Raw genomic sequence first — 22,802 nt, 5'->3', positions numbered from 1 at the left:
TCTGGATGAGCATCATGAGCACCGCAGTCGCAACCCATGCCCCCACCGCTTCGACCGGCGGCTTCTTCAAGCGCATCGGGTCGTTCCTTGTGCTGCTGGGCGCCGTGCATCGCGTCAAGATCGCGGTGGAATCGCACCGCCAGCCCGCCGCCGACGACCTTCTGCGCCTTGGCATCGACCCCGCGCAGATGCCGCGCCTGGACCAAACCCGCGTTTGATCGCGGCACCACCGATCTTCATGACGCCGGGGGCATTGCCTCCGGCGTTTTCGTTTATCCGCATGCCACAAAAAATTCGCTGTCAGGCCCGTTGACAGGTGGGGGGCGTCTGCATAACTCTGCTGCGCGTTAGCACTCGCACCTGATGAGTGCTAAAGACATTCAACATGGACCCTGAGGGAGCTCCCAGATGGCATTCAAACCGCTGCACGACCGTGTTCTGGTTCGCCGCATCGAAAGCGACGAAAAGACCAAGGGCGGCCTGATCATCCCCGACAGCGCCAAGGAAAAACCGTCCGAAGGCGAAATCATCGCCGTGGGCGAAGGCGCTCGCAAGGACTCGGGCGAACTGATCGCGCCCTCCGTCAAGGAAGGTGATCGCATCCTGTTCGGCAAATGGTCCGGAACCGAAGTGACCATCGAAGGCAAAGAGCTGCTGATCATGAAGGAAAGCGACATCCTCGGGATCATCTCCTGAACGATCGCTCTTCAACCCACCATTCAGACTGACAGGAGCTAATCATGGCCAAGGACGTCAAGTTCGAAACGGAAGCCCGCGACCGCATGCTGCGCGGCGTGAACATCCTCGCCGATGCTGTTAAAGTGACGCTGGGCCCCAAGGGCCGCAACGTCGTGATCGAAAAATCCTTCGGCGCACCGCGCATCACGAAGGACGGTGTTTCGGTCGCCAAAGAGATCGAGCTTTCCGACAAGTTCGAGAACATGGGCGCACAGCTCGTGAAAGAAGTCGCTTCGCGCACCAATGACGAAGCAGGCGACGGCACCACGACCGCAACGGTTCTGGCACAAGCGATCATCAAAGAGGGTCTGAAGTCGGTTGCTGCCGGCCTGAACCCGATGGACCTGAAGCGCGGTATCGACCTTGCGACCGCAAAGGTCGTGGAAGCGATCAAGGCTGCTTCGCGTCCGGTCGAAGGCACGGATGAAGTCGCACAGGTCGGCACCATCTCGGCCAACGGCGAAGCCTCGATCGGCCGTCAGATCGCCGAAGCGATGCAGAAGGTCGGCAACGAGGGTGTCATCACCGTCGAAGAGAACAAGGGCACCGAAACCTCGGTTGAGGTTGTCGAGGGCATGCAGTTCGACCGCGGCTACCTGTCGCCCTACTTCGTGACCAACCCCGACAAGATGGTTGCGGATCTGGAAGACGCAGTGATCCTGCTGCACGAGAAGAAACTCTCGTCGCTGCAGCCGATGGTTCCGCTGCTGGAAGCCGTGATCCAGTCGCAAAAGCCGCTGATCATCATCGCTGAAGATGTCGAAGGCGAGGCTCTGGCCACGCTGGTCGTCAACAAGCTGCGTGGCGGCCTGAAAATCGCAGCCGTCAAGGCTCCGGGCTTCGGCGATCGTCGCAAGGCCATGCTGCAGGACATCGCGATCCTGACCGGCGGCCAGGTGATCTCGGAAGACCTCGGCATGAAGCTCGAGAATGTCACGATGGACATGCTCGGCAGCGCCAAGAAAGTGTCCATCACCAAGGACAACACGACCATCGTCGACGGCGCTGGCGACAAGGCCGAGATCGAGGCACGCGTTGCCCAGATCCGCACGCAGATCGAGGAAACCACCTCGGACTACGACCGCGAGAAGCTGCAGGAGCGTGTGGCTAAGCTGGCAGGCGGCGTTGCCGTCATCCGCGTTGGCGGCGCGACCGAAGTCGAAGTGAAAGAGCGTAAGGACCGCGTCGATGATGCCCTGAACGCAACCCGCGCGGCTGTGCAGGAAGGCATCGTCGTCGGCGGCGGCGTGGCACTGGTTCAGGCCACGAAGGCGCTGGATGGTCTGAAAGGCGCGAACGCCGATCAGGACGTCGGCATCTCGATCATCCGTCGCGCGCTGGAAGCACCGCTGCGTCAGATCTCCGAGAACTCGGGCGTCGACGGCGCTGTTGTTGCCGGCAAGATCCGCGAGTCGGACTCGCTGTCCTTCGGCTTCAACGCGCAAACCGAAGAATATGGCGACATGTTCAAGTTCGGCGTCATCGATCCGGCCAAGGTGTCGCGCACCGCGCTGGAGAACGCAGCTTCGGTTGCTTCGCTGCTGATCACGACGGAAGCCATGATCGCCGACAAGCCCGAGCCGAAGGGTGCTGCCGGCGGCGGCATGCCCGACATGGGCGGCATGGGCGGCATGATGTAAGCTGCCGTTTCCCATCGGGAAACACGGGGGCGTCCTTTGGGGCGCCCCTTTTTCGTTGGCGGCTTTCCGCGCATCGCGCTGCATGCACCCGTCACGGCGCTTGCCGGACACGCGCCCCGGTCGATAGCGTCCGTGCCAACGATAACATCTTTGGGACATGAAGATGCTGCGCGCCACCCTTGCCCTGACGCTGATCCTTGGCCTTTCGGCTTGTGGAGGAGGGGGCGAGGTCTCCCGCGCGATGAGCCCTGATCTTCAGGTTCCCGCGGGCCGTGCCGATGTGGCGCGGATGGTCGACCAGTATGCCGACATCTACGGCGTTCCACGCAGCCTTGCGCACCGTGTCGTGAAGCGCGAAAGCACCTACAACCCTGCTGCCCGCAACGGCACCTATTACGGGCTGATGCAGATCGCGCCGCAAACCGCGCGGACGATGGGCTTCCGCGGCGAGCCGGGCCCGCTTCTGGATGCCGATACCAACCTTCGCTATGCCATGAAGTATCTGCGCGGCGCGTGGATGGTGTCCGATGGCAGCCATGAAGATGCGGTGAAGTGGTATTCGCGCGGCTATTACTATGAAGCCAAGCGCAAGGGGCTGCTGCAGGAAACGGGTCTGCGCTCCTGATCTATCCGATATTTGCACTGGCGGCGCTTCCGGTTCTGATCCGGTTGGCGCTTGAGGCGGGGGCCGCCCCCCGTGCTCTGGCCGGAACCGCTCTTGCGCTGGCTGCGGGCGGCATCTGGCTGGTTCTGATGCTGTGCCGCAAGCGAACCGACCAGCGCCCGAAGCTGAAGCCGGACCTGAGCCGGATCGGCGGGGCTGCGGGGCTTGTCCTTTGGATCGGCGGGTTGTGCTTTGGCCTTGCCACCGTGCCGATCGGGCAGTCGGCGGCGATGTTCTGCGCCGCTGCCGCGCTGACGGCCTTCACGGCCCGCCTGATCCTGCGTGAGCCGATTCCGGGACTTGCCTGGCCCGTCGCGGCGCTGGCTCTGCTTGGCGCGGTTCTGGTCGGGTCGCAGGCGTGGCCGGTTGCGGTTGCGGGGGTCGGCTGGGGCAGCCACGCGCTGCTGGTGCGGCGTGGCGATCCGCTGGATGCCCATGGCGCACACCTGATCCTTGCCGCGCCCGTGGCCTTCCTTCTGATGCTGGATCAGCCGCCCCTGCGGGATCAGGCGCTGGTGCTGGCGGCACTGGTCGCACTGGTGGTCAGCCTTAGTGCGCTTTGGTGGCACCGGCGGGTGAACTTTCCCGCGCTTGCGCCGGTCGCGGTCCTTACGGCCTTGCTGGGCCTGATGGTTGGTGAGGGGCCGGGGCTGGCGCTGGCCGTTTCCGGGGTGGCAGCCTTTGCGCTTCAGCGGATGATCGGTTCCAACGGATCATAGATCATGGCACCGCCCCATGCGGCCTTGGCTAGCGTGTCGGGCTTGAAGCGCAGCGCGGCCAGTTCGTCGGGCGTCACCCAGCGGCGTTCCGTGACCACACCTTCGGGATCGCGCCACTGGGGCGACACCTCCCCCTTCAGAAGGGTGCAGCGGAAATAGATATCCACTTGGTGAAAGCTGCCATCCGGATCGTGAAACTCGTTCACCAGAACCGGCGCATCGACGGAAACGGTCAGGCCGGTTTCCTCGTGAACCTCGCGTGCGAGGTTGTCGGGGAGGGAGCTGTGAAGGTTTGCCCCACCCCCCGGTGCCGTCCAAAGATCCGAAACACCGCCCGGCCATGCGTTCACAATCAGCAGGCGGCCAAGCGCATCAAGGATCAGCGCCCTGACGGCAAGGCGGATCATTCGCCCAGACGGGCCTCCAGCGCGGCGATTTTGGCAGCCAGCGCCTCGTTCTCTTCGCGGGCCTTGGTGGCCATAAGGCGGACCGCTTCGAATTCTTCCCGCGTCACAAGGTCGCGATCGGCCAGCCACCGGTCGACCATGCCCTTGAAGGCGGTTTCCGCTTCGGTCCGCGCACCTTGCGCCACGCCCATGGCGTTGGTCATCAACTGCGACATGTCGTCGAGGAATTTGGATCGCGCTTGCATGGCATCTCCTGTTGGCTTGCCCCAGATATGGCTGCCGCACGCGCGGTTGACAACCCTGCCGCCGCACCGGAGAAGGTCCAAAACCCCCGAGGTGCCATGAGCTACATCCCATTCCCGGACATCTCGCCCGAGATATTCACGCTGAACCTTGGCGGATTTTCCTTTGCCCTGCGCTGGTATGCGCTGGCCTATATCGCCGGGCTGCTGGTCGGGTGGTGGGTGGTGCTTCGCGCGATCCGGTGCACGCGGCTTTGGCCTGCCGATACGCCCCCCATGCGGGCCGAGCAGGTGGAGCGGCTGCTGACATGGGTGATCCTTGGCGTCGTGCTGGGCGGGCGGCTGGGCTTCGTGCTGTTCTATGAACCCGGCTACTACCTGTCCAACCCGGCGCAGATCCTTCAGGTCTGGCAGGGCGGCATGTCCTTCCATGGCGGGCTTCTGGGGGTGATCATTGCTACGTGGATCTTTGCCAGCCGCGAAGGTGCGCCGAAGCTGTCCACCGCCGACATGATGGCCCTTGCCGTGCCGCCGGGCCTGTTCTTCGGGCGCATCGCCAATTTCATCAACGCCGAGCTGTGGGGCCGGCCGACCGATCTGCCTTGGGGCGTCGCCTTCCCGGGCGAGGCTGCACAGACATGCGCCGGCATCGCCGGCATCTGCGCCCGCCATCCCTCGCAGCTTTACGAGGCGGCGCTGGAAGGGCTGCTGCTGTTCGCGGTGATCTGGCTGCTGATCCTGAAGCGGAACTGGCTGAAATGGCCGGGTGCGATCATCGGCGTGTTCACGGCAGGTTATGGCCTTGCGCGGTTTCTGGTCGAATTCGTGCGGCAGCCGGATGCGCAGTTCATCTCCCCCGGAAATCCGCTGGGGCTTGCATGGCACGTGGGCGGCTATGGCCTGACGCAGGGGCAGGCGCTGTCGCTGCCGATGATCGCCGTGGGCCTGTTCCTGATTCTGCGGGCAAGGCGCGCGTGACGCCGCTGGGCCGCATCCTTGCGCAGCGTATTGCGCAGACGGGGCCGATCACGCTGGCCGATTACATGGCCGAATGCCTGCTGCATCCGGCCCATGGGTATTACACCACGCGCGAGCCGTTCGGCGCGCAGGGCGATTTCACCACCGCGCCCGAGATCAGCCAGATGTTCGGAGAGATGCTGGGCCTTTGCCTTGCCCAGCATTGGCTGGATTCGGGCGGCGGCGCCTTCACGCTTGCAGAACTCGGGCCGGGGCGCGGAACGCTTATGGCCGACATCCTGCGCGCCACGCGCGGGGCTACGGGGTTTCACGCCGCCGCCGATGTCGTGCTGGTGGAGGCGAGCCCGCGCTTGCGCGCCCTGCAGGCGCAGCAGGTTGCCGCGCGGCATGTGGGCAGCGTGCATGATCTGCCGGATGGCCCCCTCTGGCTGGTTGCGAACGAATTCTTCGATGCTCTTCCCATCCGCCAGTTCGTGCGCGATGGCGATGGCTGGCGCGAACGGGTGGTGGGGCCCGATCTGGCACCGGGCCTTTCCGCCCCCGTCTGGCCCGCCATGCTGGCGCACCGGATGGAGGATACCGCTGATGGCGACGTGGTGGAGGTTTGCCCGCAGGCCGTCCCCATCATGCAGACCATCGGCGAACGCGTGATGCAGGGCGGCATGGCGCTGATCGTGGATTACGGCGGCTGGCGGTCGCGGGGCGATACGTTCCAAGCGATCGCGGGCCATGCCTTTGCCGATCCCTTCGCTGCGCCGGGGCAGGCCGACCTGACCGCCCATGTCGATTTCGAGGCGCTGGCCCGCGCCACCCCCTGCCGGGCCCGTTACACGACGCAGGGGCAGCTTCTGACCGCCCTTGGTATCGGCCACCGGGCCGAGCGGCTGGCCGCCAAGGGCGATGCCGAAACCCATCTTTCCGCGCTGGATCGGTTGACCGATCCGGCCCAGATGGGTGAACTGTTCAAGGCGCTGGCGATAACGGCGCCCACCGCACCACCACCACCGGGGTTCCCATGACGCTGGAGATCATCACATCGCGCGCCCTGCATCCGCTGCGGCACGGCTTCTTCACCCGCAAGGGCGGTGCATCCTCGGGGATCTTCAAGGGGCTGAATTGCGGCTTCGGCAGTTCTGACATGCCCGAGGTGGTGGCGATCAACCGCACCCGCGTGGCGCAGGCGATGGAAGCGGAAGGGATCAGCACGGTTCACCAGGTTCATTCCGCCGATGTCGTCATCGCTCCGTTCGACGGGGAGCCGCGCGCCGATGGAATGGTCACGGCCACGCCGGGCGTCACGCTGGGCATCCTGACCGCCGATTGCCAGCCCGTGTTGCTGGCGGATGCGAAGGCTGGCGTGATCGGGGCGGCCCATGCGGGCTGGAAGGGCGCGCTCGCGGGTGTTCTGGAAAACACCGTGCAGGCGATGCGCGATCTGGGCGCGACCGACATCACTGCCGTCATTGGCCCGGCCATCAGCCAGCGCGCCTATGAGGTAGGACCGGAGATGCTGGACGCCTTCATGGCGGAAGATCCCGAATACAGCCGCTTCTTCGCCCAGGGGCAGGGGGACCGGCTGTTGTTCGACCTGCCGGGGTTCGGCCTGTCGCGGCTGCGGGCGGCGGGGGCAGAGGCGGAATGGACGGGCCACTGCACCTATTCCGATGCGGAGCGTTTCTATTCCTTCCGCCGTACCACGCACGCGAAAGAAGCCGATTACGGTCGCCTTATCGCGACGATCCGGCTTTAAGCCGCGCTTCCAGCACGTCGAAGGGCACACCCGGTTCTTCCTTGGCGCCGCGGATCACGAGGCTGGTCTTCACGCTTGCCACATTCTCGGCCGAGGTGAGGTGCTGCGTCAGGAAGGTCTGGAACGTGGAAAGATCCGGCGCGACGCATTTCAGGATGAAGTCGATCTCGCCGTTCAGCATGTGGCATTCGCGCACAAGCGGCAGGTTGCGGCAATGCGCCTCGAACGCGGAAAGGTCCCGTTCCGCCTGGCTGTGCAGGCGCACCATGGCAAAGACCTGCACCTCGAACCCCATCTGGCGTGGATCGATCTGCGCGTGATAGCCGCGGATATAGCCCGCCTCCTCCAGTGCGCGAACGCGGCGCAGGCAGGGCGGGGCGGAAATGCCCACGCGGCGGGCGAGTTCTACGTTGGTAATGCGACCGTCAGCCTGCAGCTCTGCAAGGATCTGGCGGTCGATGGGATCGAGCTTCGATCCGGCCATCTGCGTCTCCGTCTAAGATGGCGAGACGTTACAAGAAGCCTTCGCCTTGCGCAATATTCTGTCGCCTTCGGTGTGGGGGTTTCCGCCTGCCCGCAGCTCGCATATATCGGGGCGGCAGTTAAGAAGGGGCGACATCATGGCCGAAACTCGGCACAGCAAGGTTCTGATCATCGGTTCGGGTCCGGCAGGTTATACTGCTGCCGTTTATTCGGCCCGCGCTATGCTGAAGCCGATCCTGGTGCAGGGGCTGCAACCGGGTGGCCAGCTGACCATCACCACCGAGGTGGAGAACTGGCCCGGCGATACGCATGTGCAGGGCCCCGACCTGATGGTTCGGATGGAAGAACATGCCCGCGCGATGGGGGCAGAGATTGTCACCGACTATATCACCTCGCTTGATCTGTCGGTGCGGCCTTTCGTGGCCCATGCCGACAGTGGCACCACCTTCACTGCCGATGCCGTGATCCTTGCCACCGGGGCGCAGGCGCGTTGGCTGGGTCTGCCAAGCGAAGAAAAGTTCAAGGGCTTCGGCGTGTCCGCCTGTGCGACCTGCGACGGCTTCTTCTATCGCGGCAAGGAAGTCGTGGTGATCGGCGGCGGTAACACCGCGGTGGAGGAGGCGCTGTTCCTGACCAACTTCGCCAGCAAGGTCACGCTGATCCACCGCCGTGACACACTGCGTGCGGAAAAGATCCTGCAGGACCGCCTGTTCGCCCATCCCAAGGTGGAAATGGCGTGGCATTCCGTGGTGGAGGAGGTTCTGGGAACCGAGGGCCCGCTGGGTGTCACCGGCGTGCGCGTGAAGGACATGCGCGACGGAAGCGAGCGGGTGATCCCGTGCGACGGCTTCTTTGTCGCAATCGGGCATACGCCGGCATCCGAACTGGTGAAGGACCAGCTGGAGCTGCATTCGGACGGCTATGGGAAGGTGGAGGCCGGCGGCACGCGCACCTCGGTTCCCGGGGTGTTTGCCGCGGGCGATCTGACGGACCACGTTTATCGTCAGGCGATCACCAGCGCAGGCATGGGCTGCATGGCAGCACTGGATGCCGAACGCTGGCTGGCGGGGATAGATTCCGCACATTTCTAGGTAGATCCGGTAGTTTGGAAGGCACGGATTAAGCCATTTATGGGGCCGATCCCGGCCCCATTCTTCCATGATTCATCATGTTCCCACCGCCGAATTCACGAGTGCAGAGGAAATGATGTCATGTGGTGGCCCACGGCTGTCCTGAACTGTGATCCGACCGACACCCAAGGCTGGGGGTGGTATCATGACACAACATGGCCGACCGGGTTCTTCGGCTCCTTCGATTTAGCGGAAGGCCCGCGCGGACAGAGCCTGAAGATCGATGCTGGCGGATCCTTCGAAAATCACGTGGAATGATGCCGATCGCGACGGAAAGATCGAAGAAAAGAACTTCGGCATCTTCAGCAATACAAGCGACGGCGACCGCGTCGTCATCAGGGATGAGTCCAAGTGACTGGACGAGATCTATTCCTTCAAGGGCAGCACGCTGATCATCGATGGACAGCCGGTGAAGGTCATGGCCCATTTGTTCCTGTTCACCGACAAGACGTTCATGGTGTGTCTGGCCGACGGTGACATCCCCAAAGGCGACACGCCTGGTTCACTGACGCTGGGCCGCTATGACGGCAAGCTTCTGGTGCGTGCGGCGGCGATCAGCCACTTCGACGACGCGATGGTATGCTTCACCACCGGCACGATGATCGACACGCCTGACGGGCCGCGGAAACGCTGGATGCCGGAGCGCAGCCGGTTCGCTGGGCGGGGCAGCGCACGGTTCCGGCGCAGGGCAAGATGGCCCCATCAGCTTCACCGCCTGCGCCATCGACAACGACACGCCCCTGCAGCTTTCGCCCCAGCACCGCGTGCTGATCCGGGACAGCCGGGCCGGGATCATGTTCGGCGAGGTGGAGGTTCTTCTGCGCCGCCAAGCATCTGGTAAATGACCGGGCGATCCGCAAACCCCTGCGAGGCTGTTACCTATGTGCATATCATGTTCGACAGTCACCAGATCGTCCGGTCGAACGGCGCATGCACGGAAAGCTTCCATCCCGGACCTTGGGGGGCAGAGGTACTGAGCGAGCAATGGGACAAAATCATCTCGATCTTCCCCGAAGCTTGCGGAAGGATCGCAGCATTATGGCGAAACCGCGCGCCCCTGCCTGACGGCGTGGGAAGCGCGGGCGCAGATGGCCTAGTGCACGTTCACCGGCGCAAGGTCGTTCTGAAGCGCAAGCTGGAACGCCATGTTCCGGTTGCGCACCAGCGCAAGCTGTTCGCCATCGGCGCTGTGCAGGGCGTAAAGCGTTTCCAGCCCCTCGGCCTGATCCTGCACGTCCTGCGGCAGGTCCGCCACGGCAACGGGGCGGACATACACCAGACGATCATTGGGCGTTTCGCTGATATTCATGTCGTCTCTCCTTATGTCCTGGGGGCGGTGCGGATCGGGATGGTTTGTACGACGGTATCGGGAACGGTGCGGCGCAGGTCGACATGCAGAAGCCCATGATCAAGATCGGCACCTGCAACTTCCACGCCCTCGGCCAGCACGAAACTGCGCTGGAAGGCGCGGCCGGCGATGCCACGGTGCAGGAAGACGCGGGCCTCCTGATCCTCGGCCTGGCGGCCACGGATCACCAGCTGGCGATCCTCCACCGTGATTGTCAGGTCGCTTTCACGGAACCCGGCCACGGCCAGCGTGATGCGATAGACATTCTCGGCCACGGCCTCGATGTTGAAGGGCGGATAACCTTCCGCCGATTTCGCGGTGCGCTCCACCAGCCGTTCAAGCTGCTCGAAGCCCAGAAGATGGGGATGTGCCCCGAAGCTTAGTTTCGTCATTCGCTTGTCCTTGCATGAAGCGACAAATCCCGAAGGCCCTGGCGGCACCTTCCCCTTGAATATGGGGCCGGGCGCGGCACGACACAAGTGGCCGCCTTCGGTACAGAATTTTCGCATCGGGCGCGCGAAATACGCTATGATGGTGCAAGCCCAAGGATCGTGGAATTTGCCATGAACGCCTCAATCGAACTGAACACGGAAGACATGCTGCGGATCCGGATGGAGGTTCTGCGCCGCGAACATCGCGATCTGGACGATGCCATCCTGGCGCTGGAAGGCCAGCCGGCCGCCGATCCGCTGCAACTTCGGCGGCTGAAAAAGCGCAAGCTGGTCCTGAAGGACGAGATCGTCCGCATCGAGGACCAGCTTATCCCCGACATCATCGCCTGATCCCATTGCGGGCGGGCCGCGCCGCTGTATGATGCGCCTTTCCAAGAAGGGGGTCGTTATGGGCGTGGATGTCGGGATCATCATGGGAAGCCAGTCGGACTGGCCCACAATGCGCGAAGCGGCGCAGATCCTGGATGAGCTGGGCATCAGCTATGAGGCGAAGATCGTTTCTGCCCATCGCACGCCGGACCGGCTTTGGACCTATGGCAAGGAAGCGGCGGGCCGCGGGCTGAAGGTGATCATCGCGGGCGCGGGGGGGGCGGCGCATCTGCCGGGAATGATGGCCTCCAAGACGCGGGTGCCGGTGGTGGGCGTTCCGGTGCAGACCAAGGCACTTTCGGGCGTGGACAGCCTTTATTCCATCGTCCAGATGCCTAAGGGCTTTCCGGTTGCCACCATGGCCATCGGCGCTGCGGGCGCGGCGAATGCGGGTTTGATGGCTGCGGGCATTCTTGCCGTTCACGATCCGGCGCTGGCGCAGCGCCTTGATGCATGGCGCGAGGCGCTGTCCGCCTCCATCCCCGAGGAGCCGCAGGAATGACCCTTCAATCCGGCGCAACCATCGGCATCCTTGGTGGCGGGCAGCTTGGCCGCATGTTGGCCGTGGCGGCCAGCCGTCTGGGATTTCGCACCCATATCTTCGAACCTGCGGCGAACCCGCCCGCTGCGGATGTGGCGCATCGGGTAACGACGGCCGCTTATGAAGATACGCAGGCGTTGCAGGATTTCGCCGCCTCGGTCGATGTCATCACCTATGAGTTCGAGAATATCCCCACCGCCGCGCTGGACCTGCTGGAGGCGGAGCGGCCAATCCGCCCGAACCGCCGCGCCCTCGCCACCAGCCAGGACCGCATCGCCGAAAAGGACTTCCTGTCGGGGCTGGGTCTGCGCGTTGCGCCGTATCGCGCCGTGAATGACGCGGCAGATCTGGAGGCTGCAATTGCCGCCATCGGCACGCCTGCCATCCTGAAGACGACCCGCCTTGGCTATGACGGCAAGGGGCAGGCCCGCATCATGACGGCAGAGGATGCGGCCGCGGCGCTGGGGGCAATGAATGGCGCGCCCGCCGTGCTGGAAGGCTTCGTGACGTTCAGCCACGAAGTTTCCGTCATTGCGGCGCGTGGCGTGGACGGCTCTGTCGCAGCCTATGATCCGGGCGAGAATGTCCATCGCGACGGTATCCTGCACACGACCACGATACCGGCGCGGCTGACGCCCGGACAGCGCACCGACGCGGTGCTGATGGCGGCGCAGATCCTCAACGCGCTGGATTATGTCGGTGTGATGGGGGTGGAGCTGTTCGTGACGCCGGACGGACTGATCGTGAACGAGATCGCGCCGCGCGTGCACAATTCGGGCCACTGGACGCAGAACGGCTGTGCGGTGGATCAGTTCGAACAGCATATTCGTGCCGTGGCCGGGTGGCCCTTGGGCGACGGTGGCCGTCATTCCGACGTGGTGATGGAAAACCTGATCGGTGACGACATCCTGCGCGTACCCGATATCGCGGCCGAACGCGGTGCGGCGCTGCATCTTTACGGCAAGGGCGAGGCGCGTCCGGGCCGCAAGATGGGCCATGTGAATCGCGTTACGCAGGGGGCTGGCAGTCCCTCGCGCAGCTGATTAGCTTCATGGGCAAAGGAGATGCCCATGAACCCGCTTCTGTCCGACTGGACCGGCCCTTTTGGCCTGCCGCCCTTCGACGCGATCCGTGATGAAGATTTTGCCCCGGCCTTCGACGCTGCCCTGGCCGAGGCGCGGGCGAATATCGACCGCATTGCCAATGATCCCGCAGCCCCCGATTTTGCCAACACGATCGAGGCGATGGAACTTGCCGAAGAGGCGCTGAACCGTGTCGCAGGGGTTTTCTATCCCCTTTCCGGCGCTGAAAGCACGGATGCGCGGCAGGCCCTGCAGCGCGATCTGGCGCCGAAGATGTCGGCCTTTTCTTCCGAAATCATCAACAACCAGCCCCTGTTCCAGCGGATCGAAACGCTGTGGCAGCGCCGCGACGCGCTGGGCCTGACCGATGAACAGGCGCGGGTGCTGGCGCTTTACCACCGCATGTTCGTGCGCGCCGGTGCCCGCCTGACCGGGCAGGCGGCGCATCGGCTGACCGAGGTGAAGGCGCGGCTTGCGGTTCTGGGCACGCAGTTCAGCCAGAACCTTCTGGCCGAGGAGCGCGACTGGTTCCGCGATCTGGCGCCGGAGGATCTGGAAGGCCTTCCGGACTTCGTGGTGGAGGCGGCGCGCGCCGCCGCGCAGGAACGGGGGCGCGAGGGGCATGTCCTGACGCTGAACCGGTCGCTGATCGTGCCGTTTCTGCAGTTTTCGCCGAACCGCGACCTGCGTCGCATCGCCTATGAGGCGTGGACCGCGCGGGGCGCGAATGGCAACGATGCCGACAACCGCGCCATCGCCGCCGAGATCCTGCACCTGCGCCACGAACGTGCGCAGCTTCTGGGCTATGACAGTTTCGCCGCCTTCAAGCTGGAGCCGGAGATGGCGAAAACGCCGCAGGCCGTGCGCGACCTGCTGTTGCGAGTGTGGCAGCCTGCCCGCGCCAAGGCCGAGGATGATGCCGCGATCCTGACCGGCATGATGCGGGCCGATGGCATCAATGGCGATCTGGAGCCGTGGGACTGGCGCTTTTATTCCGAAAAGCGGCGGGTGGAGGAGCACGATCTGGATGAGGCGGCAATCAAGCCATATTTCTCGCTTGAGGCGATGATCGAGGCATCCTTCGACACCGCGCACCGCCTGTTCGGGCTGGAGTTCCGCCCGCTGGACGCACCGATGTATCATCCCGATGTGCGGGCGTGGGAAGTGACGCGCGGCGGCAGGCATGTGGCGGTGTTCGTCGGGGATTACTTTGCGCGGGCGTCCAAACGGTCCGGCGCGTGGTGCACGACGATGCGCGACCAGCGCAGGCTGGGGGGGGTACAGGCGCCGATCGTGGTCAACGTGTGCAACTTTGCCAAGGGTGATCCGGCGCTGCTGTCTTATGACGATGCGCGCACGCTGTTCCACGAATTCGGCCACGCGCTGCACCAGATGCTGTCGGACGTGACCTATGGCTTCATCTCGGGCACCTCGGTTGCGCGGGACTTCGTGGAACTGCCCAGCCAGCTTTACGAACACTGGCTTGAGGTGCCGGAGGTGCTGGCGAAGCACGCCCGCCATTATCGCACGGGCGAGCTGATGCCGCAGGATATGATGGACCGGTTGCTGGCGGCAGGAACCTATGATCAGGCCTTCGCAACGGTGGAATATATCGCTTCGGCCATGGTTGATCTGGCATTCCACGATGGTGCGGCACCTGCCGACCCGATGGCGAAACAGGCCGAGGTTCTGGCCGGGCTTGGAATGCCGAAGGCGATCCGGATGCGGCACGCGACGCCGCATTTCAGCCACGTCTTCTCGGGCGACGGATATTCCGCGGGTTATTACAGCTATATGTGGTCCGAGGTGATGGATGCCGATGCGTTCGAAGCCTTCACCGAGGTGGGCAATCCTTTCGATCCCGAAGTGGCCCGCAAGCTGGAAGCGCATATCCTTTCCGCCGGCGGCTCGCAGGAGGCCGAGGACCTTTACACTGCCTTCCGTGGCCGGATGCCGGGGGTGGAGCCGCTGCTGAAGGGAAGGGGACTGGCATGAGCGCGCCCGCGATCACCTTCACCTATTGCACCCAATGCAACTGGATGCTGCGCACCGCATGGATGGCGCAGGAACTGCTGCAAAGCTTCGGGCAGGATATCGGGTCCGTCACGCTGGTGCCGGGCACGGGCGGCATCTTCACCATCACGCTGGATGACGAGCTGATCTGGGATCGGGCCCGCGATGGGGGCTTTCCCGACAGCAAGACGCTGAAGAAACTGGTGCGCGACCGGGTCTGGCCCGATCGCGACCTTGGGCATGTGGACCGCTGATCACTCGCCGCGGGGGAAGCGTTTCGTTTCCTCCAGCACGTTCAGGTCCATGTGGTTGCGCATGTAGCGTTCCGAGGCCTTCTTCAGGGGTTGGTAATCCCACGGGTAATAGCCGCCCTGACGCAGCGCCTCGTAAACCACCCAACGGCGGGCCTGGCTTTCGCGCACCTGCGCATCGAAAAGCGCCAGATCCCAGCGGGCATCGGCCTGATCGCGCAGGGCGGCCAATGCTTCGGCCGCTTCGGGCGCATCGACAAGGTTCCGGCGTTCCAGCGGGTCCGCCTGCAGATCGTAAAGCTGGTCGGGATCGACGGCGCAGCGAATGTACTTCCACCGCCCGTCACGGATGGCGACCAGCGGGGCGATGCTGCCTTCGGCGGCGTATTCCATCGGCACGGGCTGACGCGCCTCACCCTGCGCGATGGGCACAAGGGTGGTGCCATCCGTCCACGGCATGACTTCGGTCATGGAGATGCCGGCCATGTCGCAAAGCGTCGGCGTCAGGTCCAGCGTGGAGACGGGGGTGTCGGTACGGCCTGCTTCCAGCCCCGTGATCATCAGCGGCACGCGGGCGGACCCGTCAAAGAAGCTCATCTTGAACCAGAGGCCGCGATCGCCCAGCATGTCGCCATGGTCCGAGGTGAAGACGATGATCGCCTCCTGCCGCGTGGTCTCCAGCACATCCAGGATCTCCCCGATCTTGTCATCGACATAGGAGATATTGGCGAAGTAGGCGCGGCGGGACCGGCGAATCATGTCGTCGGTGATGTCGAAGGCGGAATGGTCGTTCGCTTCCAGCAGACGCTGCGAATGGGGGTCCATCTCCTCGAACGGGATGGATTCGGGCGGTTCGGTCTGTGGGCAATCCTCGTACAGGTCCCAGTACTTGCGGCGCGCGACATAGGGGTCATGCGGATGGGTGAAGCTGACGGACAGGCACCACTGGCGCTGATCCTCGCCTCGTGAAAGGTCATAAAGCTTCTGGACCGCCTGGTGGGCGACGTCGTCATCATATTCCAGCTGGTTCGTGATCTCGGCCACGCCGGCACCGGCCACCGATCCGAGGTTGTGATACCACCAGTCGATCCGCTCCCGCGGTTTGCGGTAATCGGGGGTCCAGCCGAAATCTGCAGGATAGATGTCGGTGGTCAGCCGTTCTTCGAAGCCGTGCAGCTGGTCGGGGCCGACGAAATGCATCTTGCCGGAAAGGCAGGTCTGGTACCCGGCGCGGCGCAGGTGGTGGGCAAAGGTGGGGATTGCCGATCCGAATTCCGCTGCGTTGTCATAAACGCCGGTGCGCGACGGCAATTGACCCGACATGAAGCTGGCACGGGCAGGGGCGCAAAGCGGCGAGGCCGTGTAGGTGTTGGTGAACCGACGCGAGCGTTCCGCCAGCCGCTTCAGGTTCGGGGCATGCAGAAAATCGGCGGGCCCATCCGGAAACAGGGTGCCGTTCAGCTGGTCAACCATAAGGATCAGGATGTTGGGACGCGTCATGGAACCTCCGGCCATTGTCGGCCCTTGGTTGCATGGATCATCCCGTTGCCGCAAGCGCGGCCGCCGGAAAGCAAAGGCGCGACGGATGTCGCGCCTTGGCCACTCTTATGCGATCTGGATGTTCACAGCCGATTCGCGACCGTCACGGCCGGACTGGATGTCGAAGGTCACCGCCTGGCCATCAGCCAGCGAACGGATGCCTGCGCGCTCCAGTGCAGTGATGTGCACGAACACGTCTTTGTTTTCACCCTCGGGGGCAATGAAGCCATAGCCCTTGGTGGTGTTGAACCATTTCACGGTGCCCTTGGCCATCGTGAGTGTCTCCTGTTCCGGTGCCGTCCGCACTATGCGACGGCGTGGCTAAGTCAGAGCAAGATCGAGTCGCTGTGGCCGCAAAGGACAGGTCGATAAAGAGTAACGTCGCGCACACAACGCTAGCACGAAAAAATCATCGCGCAAGCGTCCTGTGCACCGTCGATCACGTTTAGCGTTAACGTGTGAACTTCTTGTGTTTGACCCGTTTGGGGTTCGCCGCATCGGGGCCAAGGCGACGGATCTTGTCCTTTTCGTAATCCTCGAAGTTGCCTTCGAAGAACTCCACATGGGCGTCACCTTCAAAGGCAAGGATGTGCGTGCAAAGACGGTCGAGGAAGAAGCGGTCGTGGCTGATGATGATCGCGCAACCAGCGAAATTCTCGATCGCGGCTTCCAGCGCCTGCAGCGTTTCCACGTCCAGATCGTTCGTCGGTTCGTCCAGAAGCAGAACGTTTCCGCCCGATTTCAGCAGCTTGGCCATGTGAACACGGTTGCGTTCCCCGCCCGAAAGCAGGCCGACCTTCTTTTGCTGGTCCGCGCCCTTGAAGTTGAACGCGCCGACATAGTTGCGGCTGTTGATCTGGGCATCGCCCAGTTCGATGATTTCCGAGCCGCCCGAGATTTCGTCCCAGACGTTCTTTTCCGGGTCCAGCGCGTCACGCGACTGGTCGACGTAGGCCATCTTGACCGTGTCGCCCACTTCGATCGTGCCGGCATCGGGCGTTTCAAAGCCCGTCAGCATCTTGAACAGCGTGGATTTGCCGGCGCCGTTCGGGCCGATCACGCCGATGATGCCGCCCGGCGGCAGCGTGAAGGACAGGTTCTCGATCAGTTGCTTGTCACCCATGGCCTTCGACAGGCCCTGAACCTCGATCACCTTGTTGCCAAGGCGCGGGCCGTGCGGGATCACGATCTGCGCCTTGCCGACCAGTTCCTTCACCGATTCGTCGGCCATCTTGTTATAGGCCGAGATACGGGCCTTGGACTTCGCCTGACGGGCCTTGGCACCGGCGCGGATCCATTCCAGCTCGCGCTCCAGCACCTTCTGCTTGGACTTGTCCTCGCGGGCTTCCTGTTCCATCCGCTTGGCCTTGGCTTCCAGCCACGAGGAGTAGTTGCCCTCGTGCGGCAGGCCGCGCCCACGCTCCAGTTCAAGGATCCACGACGTGATGTCGTCAAGGAAGTAACGGTCGTGGGTGACCGTCAGGATGGTGCCCTTGTATTCGATCAGGTGCTTTTGCAGCCATGCGATCGTTTCGGCATCAAGGTGGTTGGTCGGTTCGTCCAGCAGCAGCATGTCCGGCTCTTCCAGCAGCAGCTTGCAGAGCGCGACACGGCGGCGTTCGCCGCCCGAAAGGGTGGACACATCGGCATCGTCTGGCGGGCAGCGCAGGGCTTCCATCGCGATATCGACCTTGTTGTCGAGTTCCCAGAGGTTCTCGGCGTCGATCTTGTCCTGAAGCTCCGCCATCTCCTCGGCCGTTTCGTCCGAGTAGTTCATGGCCAGTTCGTTGTAACGTTCAAGGATCGCGCGCTTTTCAGCCACGCCTTCCATAACGTTGCCGCGCACGTCGAGGGTTTCGTCCAGCTGCGGTTCCTGCGGCAGGTAGCCGACCTTGGCGCCCTTGGCGGCCCAGGCCTCGCCCTGGAAGTCCTTGTCGATGCCGGCCATCACCTTCAGCAGCGTGGACTTGCCCGCGCCGTTGACGCCGACGACGCCGATCTTCACGCCCGGCAGGAAGTTCAGGCGGATGTTCTCGAAAACTTTCTTGCCGCCCGGATAGGTCTTGGAGACGCCATCCATGTGATAGACGTATTGATACGAGGCCACGTGGGTGCTCCATCTTTCAGGGATTTGGCCGCCTTCTTAGCGATAACGCTGGACAAGGGCAATCAGGGGGTGATTTCTGGCCACCGCACTTTCGCAGGGGGATGTCGTGCAGGGCTGGCCGGTGGCGCGCGCGGAAATGGTTGTCGGGCTTCTGGGCGGATCCTTTGATCCGGCCCATGCCGGCCATGTGCATATCACGCGCGAAGCGATGAAGCGGTTCGGTCTGGACCGCGTGTGGTGGCTTGCCTCCCCCGGCAATCCGCTGAAGGCCCGCGGCCCGCGTCCCATGGCCGAGCGGCTGGAAAGGGCGCGCGCCCTGATGCGCCATCCACGGGTGGAGGTGACGGACCTTGAAGCGCGGCTGGGCACGCGGCACACCGCCGCCACCCTGCGCGCCTTGCAGCGGCATTATCCGGGTGTGCGCTTCGTGTGGCTGATGGGGGCCGACAACCTTATGCAGTTCCATTGCTGGGACGACTGGCAGCGCATCCTGCGGATGGTGCCGGTGGGGGTGCTGGCGCGTCCGGGCTGGGGGGCGCGTGCGGGGCTTGGGCCGGCGGCGCGGATGTTCGCCGCATCGCGGGTGCCGCCAGCCCGTCTTGGCGCCTCGGCCGCGCCAGCATGGGCCTTTGCGACACTGCCGATGGTGGATGTTTCTTCAAGCGCGATCCGTGCACGCGGCGAATGGGGCTAGCGCCCGCGCACGGGCGTCTGTAGCGTCCGATTCATGACTACGAGACGTTTCCTTCTTGGCGGCCTTGCGGCCATCGCGGCGGTGCCCGGCTGTGCCGGCGCGCCTGCCACTGCTCCTCGTCCTTCTGTCCGGCTGACTGGTTCGGGCAGTGCCAGCGCGCTGGTGGCCCGGTCTGGAGTGACGGGCAATGTCGGCTATGTCGTGGCCGATGCCTCGGGGCGGGTGCTGGATCATCACGCGGGCGACACCGCGCTGCCGCCGGCATCGACCGCGAAGGCGATCACGGCACTTTATGCGCTGGACAGGCTGGGGCCGGGATACCGCTACGGAACCTCGGTCATCGCGGGCGGGCCGGTTTCCGGCGGGATCGTGCAGGGCGATCTGTGGCTGGTGGGTGGCGGCGATCCGACGCTGGATACCGACGCGCTGGATGCCATGGCGGCAGAGCTTGCCTCGCGCGGGGTGCGGGGCGTGACGGGGCAGTTCCGTGCATATGGCGGCGCGCTGCCGCTGATCGACCAGATCGATCCGGGCCAGCCGGTGCATGCCAACTACAACTCTGCCATCTCGGGGCTGAACCTGAACTTCAACCGGGCCTATTTTTCGTGGGGGCCGGGCGGTGCGGGGGCTTCTATGGATGCGCGTTCGGGACGCGTCGTGCCGCCGGTGACGACATCGCGCATCCGTGTGGCGGGGCGCAGCAGCCCGACCTATACATATTCCTCGGGGCAGGGGGTGGACAACTGGACCGTCGCCTCGGCCGCGCTGGGCCGCGGGGGCAACCGCTGGTTGCCGGTTCGCAACCCCGACAATTACACCGCCGACGTGTTCCGCTGGCTGGCCGCACGGCACGGCGTGGCGCTTCCGGCGCCCGTTGTCACACGCTCGGCCCCGGCGGGGGCGGTTCTGGTGCAGCATGCCAGCGCCCCGCTGACCGAGATCCTGAGCGACATGCTGGAATTTTCCAACAACATGACAGCTGAAACGGTGGGTCTGACCGCCTCGCGCCAGGGGTCGCTTTCGGCGTCCGGCGCAGCGATGACGCAATGGGCGGCTGCCAAATACGGGGTGCAGATGGATCTGCGCGACCATTCGGGCCTGTCGGGCCGATCGCGCGTGGCGCCTTCGCAGATGGTGCGGGCGCTGGTGCTGGCGCAAAGTGATCCGAACGGACGCTATCTGCGGTCGTTGATGAAGGATGAGGGGCTGTTCGATGCCAGCGGGCGCGAACACCTGTCGGACACGATCCGCATCAAGGCCAAGACCGGAACGCTCAGCTTTGCATCCGGCCTTGCGGGATATGTCAGCGCCGGCGGGGCAGAGCGGGTCTTTGCGACCTTCTGCGCCGACATGGACCGCCGCGCCCAGCTTGATCCGGGAAGCGAGGCGCGCCCCGCAGGCGGCGCTGCATGGACGCGCAATGCCCGCATCCTGCAAAGCCGCCTGATTGAAAGCTGGGTGGCGCAGGCCTAGGGGCGCATGTGGCGGGCCCGCGCGCCGCGTTCAATCGCGGCAGCGTGCAGGCGGTCGATGCGCAGCTCTTCCCGGATCTCCTCCAGTAGGCGCAGTTCGGGCTGGTAAAGCCGCCCGTCGGCGGCGGCCACGTCGCAGGCCAGCGCATAGGCGGTTTCGTGCAGCCGTTCGTCCAGTGCGGTGCGCACCAGCGCGAACAGCGCATCCAGCCCGTCTTCTTCGTTGAAAAGATCGAACACCGTGCGGGCAACATTGCCCAAGCGATCGATATCGTATTCGGCAAAGACGGGCAGGTGGTTCAGCATCTGCTGGATCGCGACCAGTTCAGAGGTTTCCACCGCCCCGTGCGAGGCGGAAACCGCGATCATCAGCGCCAGCAGCGCGTCCTGCTGCGAAAGGGAGGGGATCGTATCGTTCATGGTCGTGTCCTTCTTTTGCCCCAGATTATTGACGCGAAGGGGTCGCGGCAATAGACCTCGCGCGGCGGCACGGTGCCGCCCCCTTACACGGAGATGACGCCCATGACGGCCCTTAAAGACGCCGCGATGACCTCCAAATCCTGGCCCTTCGAGGAGGCGCGCCGGATCTTGAAGCGCGTCGGCGGCAAGGTGCCCGAAAAGGGGTATGTCCTGTTCGAGACGGGCTATGGTCCTTCGGGCCTGCCGCATATCGGCACCTTCGGCGAGGTTGCGCGCACGACGATGATCCGACGGGCATTCGAGGCGATCTGCGACATCCCCACCCGCCTGATCTGTTTTTCCGACGATCTGGACGGGATGCGCAAGGTGCCCGACAACGTGCCCCAGCAGGACATGCTGCGCGAAAACCTGCAGCGCCCGCTGACATCCGTTCCCGATCCCTTCGGCGAATACGAAAGCTTCGGGCATCACAACAACGCGATGCTGCGGCGTTTTCTGGATACGTTCGGTTTCGAGTACGAGTTCTATTCCGCGACCGACTTCTACAAGACCGGCAAGTTCGACGAGGTGCTGCTGCGCGCCTGCGAACGCTATGACGATGTGATGAAGGTGATGCTGGCCAGCCTGCGCGAGGAGCGTCAGCAGACCTATTCGATCTTCCTGCCGATCAGCCCCACGACCGGCCGGGTTCTGTATGTGCCGCTGAAGGAGGTGAACGCCAAGGATGGCACCATAACCTTCGACGACGAGGATGGCACCGAAACGACGCTGCCTGTGACGGGGGGCAACGTGAAGCTGCAATGGAAGCCTGATTTCGGCGCCCGCTGGGCCGCGCTGGATGTGGACTTCGAGATGTATGGCAAGGACCATTCCACCAACACGCCGATCTATGACAAGATCTGCGAGATCCTTGGCGGCAAGAAGCCGGAACACTTCACCTACGAGCTGTTCCTTGATGCCAATGGAGAGAAGATCTCCAAGTCCAAGGGCAATGGGCTGACCATCGATGAATGGCTGACCTATGCCTCGACCGAGAGCCTTGCCTATTTCATGTATCTGAAGCCGAAAACGGCCAAGCGGATGCATTTCGACGTGATCCCGAAGGCGGTGGACGAATACCACCAGCAGCTGCGCGCCTATGCCACGCAGGATGTGGCCAAGCGGATCGACAATCCCGTCTGGCACATCCACAACGGCAACCCGCCGGAATCGAAGATGGTCGTGCCCTTCGCGATGCTGCTGAACCTTGCTTCCGTTGCCGCGGCCACCGACAAGTCAGGCCTGTGGGGCTTCATCAAGCGCTATGCCCCCGAAGCGTCGCCCGAAACGCATCCCGATCTGGATCAGGCGGCCGAATTCGCCGTGCGCTATTTCCGCGACTTCGTGGCGCCGAAGCGGCAATTCCGTCTGCCCACCGATCAGGAACGGACCGCGATGAACGATCTGCTGGCCCGCCTGAAGGCATGGGACGGCGGTCTGGATGCCGAGGCGCTTCAGACCATGGTCTTTGCCGTTGGCAAGGATCACGGGTTCGAGCCGCTGCGCGACTGGTTCAAGGCCCTGTACGAGGTGCTTCTGGGCGCCTCCGAAGGGCCGCGTTTTGGCGGGTTCATCGCGCTTTACGGCGTGGATGAAACCGTGGCCCTGCTGGAATCGGCCCTGCGCGGCGATCTGGCCTGATGTTGCAGCCCCCCGCGCGGCGGTGTCGGGGGGCATTAAGCCACCATTGGTAATCCTTTCCGCAACGTCTGCGAGGTGAGGAT

27 protein-coding genes and 1 pseudogene are annotated in these 22,802 nt (G+C 63.9%); 19 read left to right on the top strand and 9 right to left on the bottom strand.

From position 1 onward, the window contains the following. Positions 1-14 precede the first annotated feature (14 nt). The 5 genes from JX25_RS08225 to JX25_RS08205 all read left to right on the top strand — a co-directional run bounded on the left by JX25_RS08225 (position 15) and on the right by JX25_RS08205 (position 3,761). Entirely contained in the window at positions 15-218 is a 204-nt protein-coding gene (locus tag JX25_RS08225) for a hypothetical protein (protein ID WP_128254541.1), read from the top strand. A 190-nt stretch (positions 219-408) separates the two neighbouring features. Beyond that, positions 409-696, top strand: a complete 288-nt coding sequence (gene groES, locus JX25_RS08220; protein ID WP_128254540.1) for a co-chaperone GroES — start codon at positions 409-411, stop codon at positions 694-696. A gap of 41 nt (positions 697-737) precedes the next feature. Beyond that, complete coding sequence (groL, locus tag JX25_RS08215; RefSeq protein ID WP_128254539.1) at positions 738-2,378, top strand: chaperonin GroEL; 1,641 nt, start codon at positions 738-740, stop codon at positions 2,376-2,378. Between the two features lie 157 nt (positions 2,379-2,535). Then, complete coding sequence (locus JX25_RS08210) at positions 2,536-3,003, top strand: transglycosylase SLT domain-containing protein (protein WP_421780491.1); 468 nt, start codon at positions 2,536-2,538, stop codon at positions 3,001-3,003. A 44-nt stretch (positions 3,004-3,047) separates the two neighbouring features. Continuing rightward, a complete protein-coding gene (locus JX25_RS08205) occupies positions 3,048-3,761 on the top strand; it encodes a hypothetical protein (RefSeq protein ID WP_128254537.1) in 714 nt (237 codons plus the stop codon). Here the strand turns inward: JX25_RS08205 and JX25_RS08200 are convergent. Further along, the gene (locus tag JX25_RS08200; RefSeq protein ID WP_128254536.1) at positions 3,731-4,168 is read right to left on the bottom strand and encodes an NUDIX domain-containing protein; all 438 of its coding nucleotides are present in this window, start codon (positions 4,166-4,168) and stop codon (positions 3,731-3,733) included. The genes JX25_RS08205 and JX25_RS08200 overlap by 31 nt on opposite strands. After that, the gene (locus JX25_RS08195; RefSeq protein ID WP_128254535.1) at positions 4,165-4,413 is read right to left on the bottom strand and encodes an accessory factor UbiK family protein; all 249 of its coding nucleotides are present in this window, start codon (positions 4,411-4,413) and stop codon (positions 4,165-4,167) included. The genes JX25_RS08200 and JX25_RS08195 overlap by 4 nt, the downstream gene beginning before the upstream one ends. A gap of 96 nt (positions 4,414-4,509) precedes the next feature. Between JX25_RS08195 and lgt the strand changes: the two genes are divergently transcribed. Genes lgt through pgeF form a run of 3 tightly spaced genes read left to right on the top strand, consistent with a single transcriptional unit; the run spans position 4,510 to position 7,138 of the window. Then, positions 4,510-5,388 carry a prolipoprotein diacylglyceryl transferase gene (gene lgt / locus JX25_RS08190; protein WP_128254534.1) on the top strand — a complete coding sequence of 293 codons (879 nt, stop codon included), beginning with the start codon at positions 4,510-4,512 and terminating at the stop codon, positions 5,386-5,388. Continuing rightward, a complete protein-coding gene (locus JX25_RS08185) occupies positions 5,385-6,407 on the top strand; it encodes a class I SAM-dependent methyltransferase (protein WP_128254533.1) in 1,023 nt (340 codons plus the stop codon). The genes lgt and JX25_RS08185 overlap by 4 nt, the downstream gene beginning before the upstream one ends. Beyond that, positions 6,404-7,138, top strand: a complete 735-nt coding sequence (gene pgeF, locus JX25_RS08180; RefSeq protein WP_128254532.1) for a peptidoglycan editing factor PgeF — start codon at positions 6,404-6,406, stop codon at positions 7,136-7,138. The genes JX25_RS08185 and pgeF overlap by 4 nt, the downstream gene beginning before the upstream one ends. On the opposite strand, the gene JX25_RS08175 is transcribed toward pgeF, so the two are convergent. Further along, positions 7,116-7,622: an Lrp/AsnC family transcriptional regulator gene (locus JX25_RS08175; RefSeq protein ID WP_128254531.1), complete on the bottom strand. Its 507-nt coding sequence runs from the start codon at positions 7,620-7,622 to the stop codon at positions 7,116-7,118. The two genes, pgeF and JX25_RS08175, sit on opposite strands and share 23 nt — an antisense overlap. Positions 7,623-7,758: 136 nt before the next feature. Here JX25_RS08175 and trxB point away from each other — a divergent pair, with 136 nt between their 5' ends. The 3 genes and pseudogenes from trxB to JX25_RS15355 form a co-directional block, all read left to right on the top strand. Next, positions 7,759-8,712 (top strand): thioredoxin-disulfide reductase, encoded by a 954-nt coding sequence (gene trxB, locus JX25_RS08170; protein WP_128254530.1) that lies wholly within the window; start codon positions 7,759-7,761, stop codon positions 8,710-8,712. A 650-nt stretch (positions 8,713-9,362) separates the two neighbouring features. Next, on the top strand, positions 9,363-9,596 hold the full coding sequence (locus JX25_RS15360; protein ID WP_421780803.1) for a Hint domain-containing protein: 234 nt from the start codon (positions 9,363-9,365) through the stop codon (positions 9,594-9,596). Further along, a pseudogene (locus JX25_RS15355) lies at positions 9,593-9,694 on the top strand (Hint domain-containing protein); the annotation flags it as partial. The gene JX25_RS15360 and the pseudogene JX25_RS15355, both read left to right, overlap by 4 nt. 150 nt (positions 9,695-9,844) lie before the next feature. Here JX25_RS15355 and JX25_RS08155 read toward each other — a convergent pair. After that, a complete protein-coding gene (locus tag JX25_RS08155) occupies positions 9,845-10,060 on the bottom strand; it encodes a DUF1150 family protein (RefSeq protein ID WP_128254528.1) in 216 nt (71 codons plus the stop codon). Between the two features lie 11 nt (positions 10,061-10,071). Next, positions 10,072-10,491, bottom strand: coding sequence for an Hsp20 family protein (locus tag JX25_RS08150; protein WP_128254527.1), 420 nt, complete (start codon positions 10,489-10,491; stop codon positions 10,072-10,074). A gap of 171 nt (positions 10,492-10,662) precedes the next feature. Between JX25_RS08150 and JX25_RS08145 the strand changes: the two genes are divergently transcribed. Genes JX25_RS08145 through JX25_RS08125 form a run of 5 tightly spaced genes read left to right on the top strand, consistent with a single transcriptional unit; the run spans position 10,663 to position 14,810 of the window. Next, positions 10,663-10,881 carry a YdcH family protein gene (locus JX25_RS08145; protein ID WP_128254526.1) on the top strand — a complete coding sequence of 73 codons (219 nt, stop codon included), beginning with the start codon at positions 10,663-10,665 and terminating at the stop codon, positions 10,879-10,881. A gap of 58 nt (positions 10,882-10,939) precedes the next feature. Then, on the top strand, positions 10,940-11,422 hold the full coding sequence (purE, locus tag JX25_RS08140) for a 5-(carboxyamino)imidazole ribonucleotide mutase (protein WP_128254525.1): 483 nt from the start codon (positions 10,940-10,942) through the stop codon (positions 11,420-11,422). After that, positions 11,419-12,504 carry a 5-(carboxyamino)imidazole ribonucleotide synthase gene (locus JX25_RS08135; RefSeq protein ID WP_128254524.1) on the top strand — a complete coding sequence of 362 codons (1,086 nt, stop codon included), beginning with the start codon at positions 11,419-11,421 and terminating at the stop codon, positions 12,502-12,504. Before purE ends, JX25_RS08135 begins: the two co-directional genes overlap by 4 nt. A 27-nt stretch (positions 12,505-12,531) precedes the next feature. Continuing rightward, on the top strand, positions 12,532-14,538 hold the full coding sequence (locus JX25_RS08130) for a M3 family metallopeptidase (protein ID WP_421780484.1): 2,007 nt from the start codon (positions 12,532-12,534) through the stop codon (positions 14,536-14,538). Beyond that, a complete protein-coding gene (locus JX25_RS08125) occupies positions 14,535-14,810 on the top strand; it encodes an Rdx family protein (RefSeq protein WP_128254522.1) in 276 nt (91 codons plus the stop codon). Before JX25_RS08130 ends, JX25_RS08125 begins: the two co-directional genes overlap by 4 nt. Here JX25_RS08125 and betC read toward each other — a convergent pair whose 3' ends face one another. The 3 genes from betC to ettA form a co-directional block, all read right to left on the bottom strand. Further along, positions 14,811-16,307, bottom strand: a complete 1,497-nt coding sequence (gene betC / locus JX25_RS08120; protein WP_128254521.1) for a choline-sulfatase — start codon at positions 16,305-16,307, stop codon at positions 14,811-14,813. A gap of 105 nt (positions 16,308-16,412) precedes the next feature. Then, complete coding sequence (locus JX25_RS08115) at positions 16,413-16,619, bottom strand: cold-shock protein (protein WP_128254520.1); 207 nt, start codon at positions 16,617-16,619, stop codon at positions 16,413-16,415. 178 nt (positions 16,620-16,797) lie between these two features. Continuing rightward, positions 16,798-18,453: an energy-dependent translational throttle protein EttA gene (gene ettA, locus JX25_RS08110; protein ID WP_128254519.1), complete on the bottom strand. Its 1,656-nt coding sequence runs from the start codon at positions 18,451-18,453 to the stop codon at positions 16,798-16,800. A gap of 136 nt (positions 18,454-18,589) precedes the next feature. Here ettA and JX25_RS08105 point away from each other — a divergent pair, with 136 nt between their 5' ends. Together JX25_RS08105 and dacB are read left to right on the top strand one after the other, a co-directional pair. Further along, positions 18,590-19,147, top strand: coding sequence for a nicotinate-nucleotide adenylyltransferase (locus tag JX25_RS08105; RefSeq protein WP_241557939.1), 558 nt, complete (start codon positions 18,590-18,592; stop codon positions 19,145-19,147). Between the two features lie 33 nt (positions 19,148-19,180). Beyond that, the gene (dacB, locus tag JX25_RS08100; RefSeq protein WP_128254518.1) at positions 19,181-20,620 is read left to right on the top strand and encodes a D-alanyl-D-alanine carboxypeptidase/D-alanyl-D-alanine endopeptidase; all 1,440 of its coding nucleotides are present in this window, start codon (positions 19,181-19,183) and stop codon (positions 20,618-20,620) included. Here dacB and JX25_RS08095 read toward each other — a convergent pair. Continuing rightward, positions 20,617-21,039 carry a tellurite resistance TerB family protein gene (locus JX25_RS08095; RefSeq protein WP_128254517.1) on the bottom strand — a complete coding sequence of 141 codons (423 nt, stop codon included), beginning with the start codon at positions 21,037-21,039 and terminating at the stop codon, positions 20,617-20,619. The genes dacB and JX25_RS08095 overlap by 4 nt on opposite strands. Before the next feature lie 102 nt (positions 21,040-21,141). On the opposite strand from JX25_RS08095, the gene JX25_RS08090 reads away from it, so the two are divergent. Then, positions 21,142-22,719 (top strand): lysine--tRNA ligase, encoded by a 1,578-nt coding sequence (locus JX25_RS08090; protein WP_128254516.1) that lies wholly within the window; start codon positions 21,142-21,144, stop codon positions 22,717-22,719. The last annotated feature ends 83 nt before the right edge of the window (positions 22,720-22,802 follow it).

Origin of the sequence: Falsirhodobacter deserti (assembly GCF_004015795.1) — a bacterium.
Taxonomy (GTDB): domain Bacteria; phylum Pseudomonadota; class Alphaproteobacteria; order Rhodobacterales; family Rhodobacteraceae; genus Falsirhodobacter; species Falsirhodobacter deserti.
The sequence above is the reverse complement of the archived record's forward strand: the minus strand, read 5'-3'. Positions and strand labels throughout refer to the sequence as shown.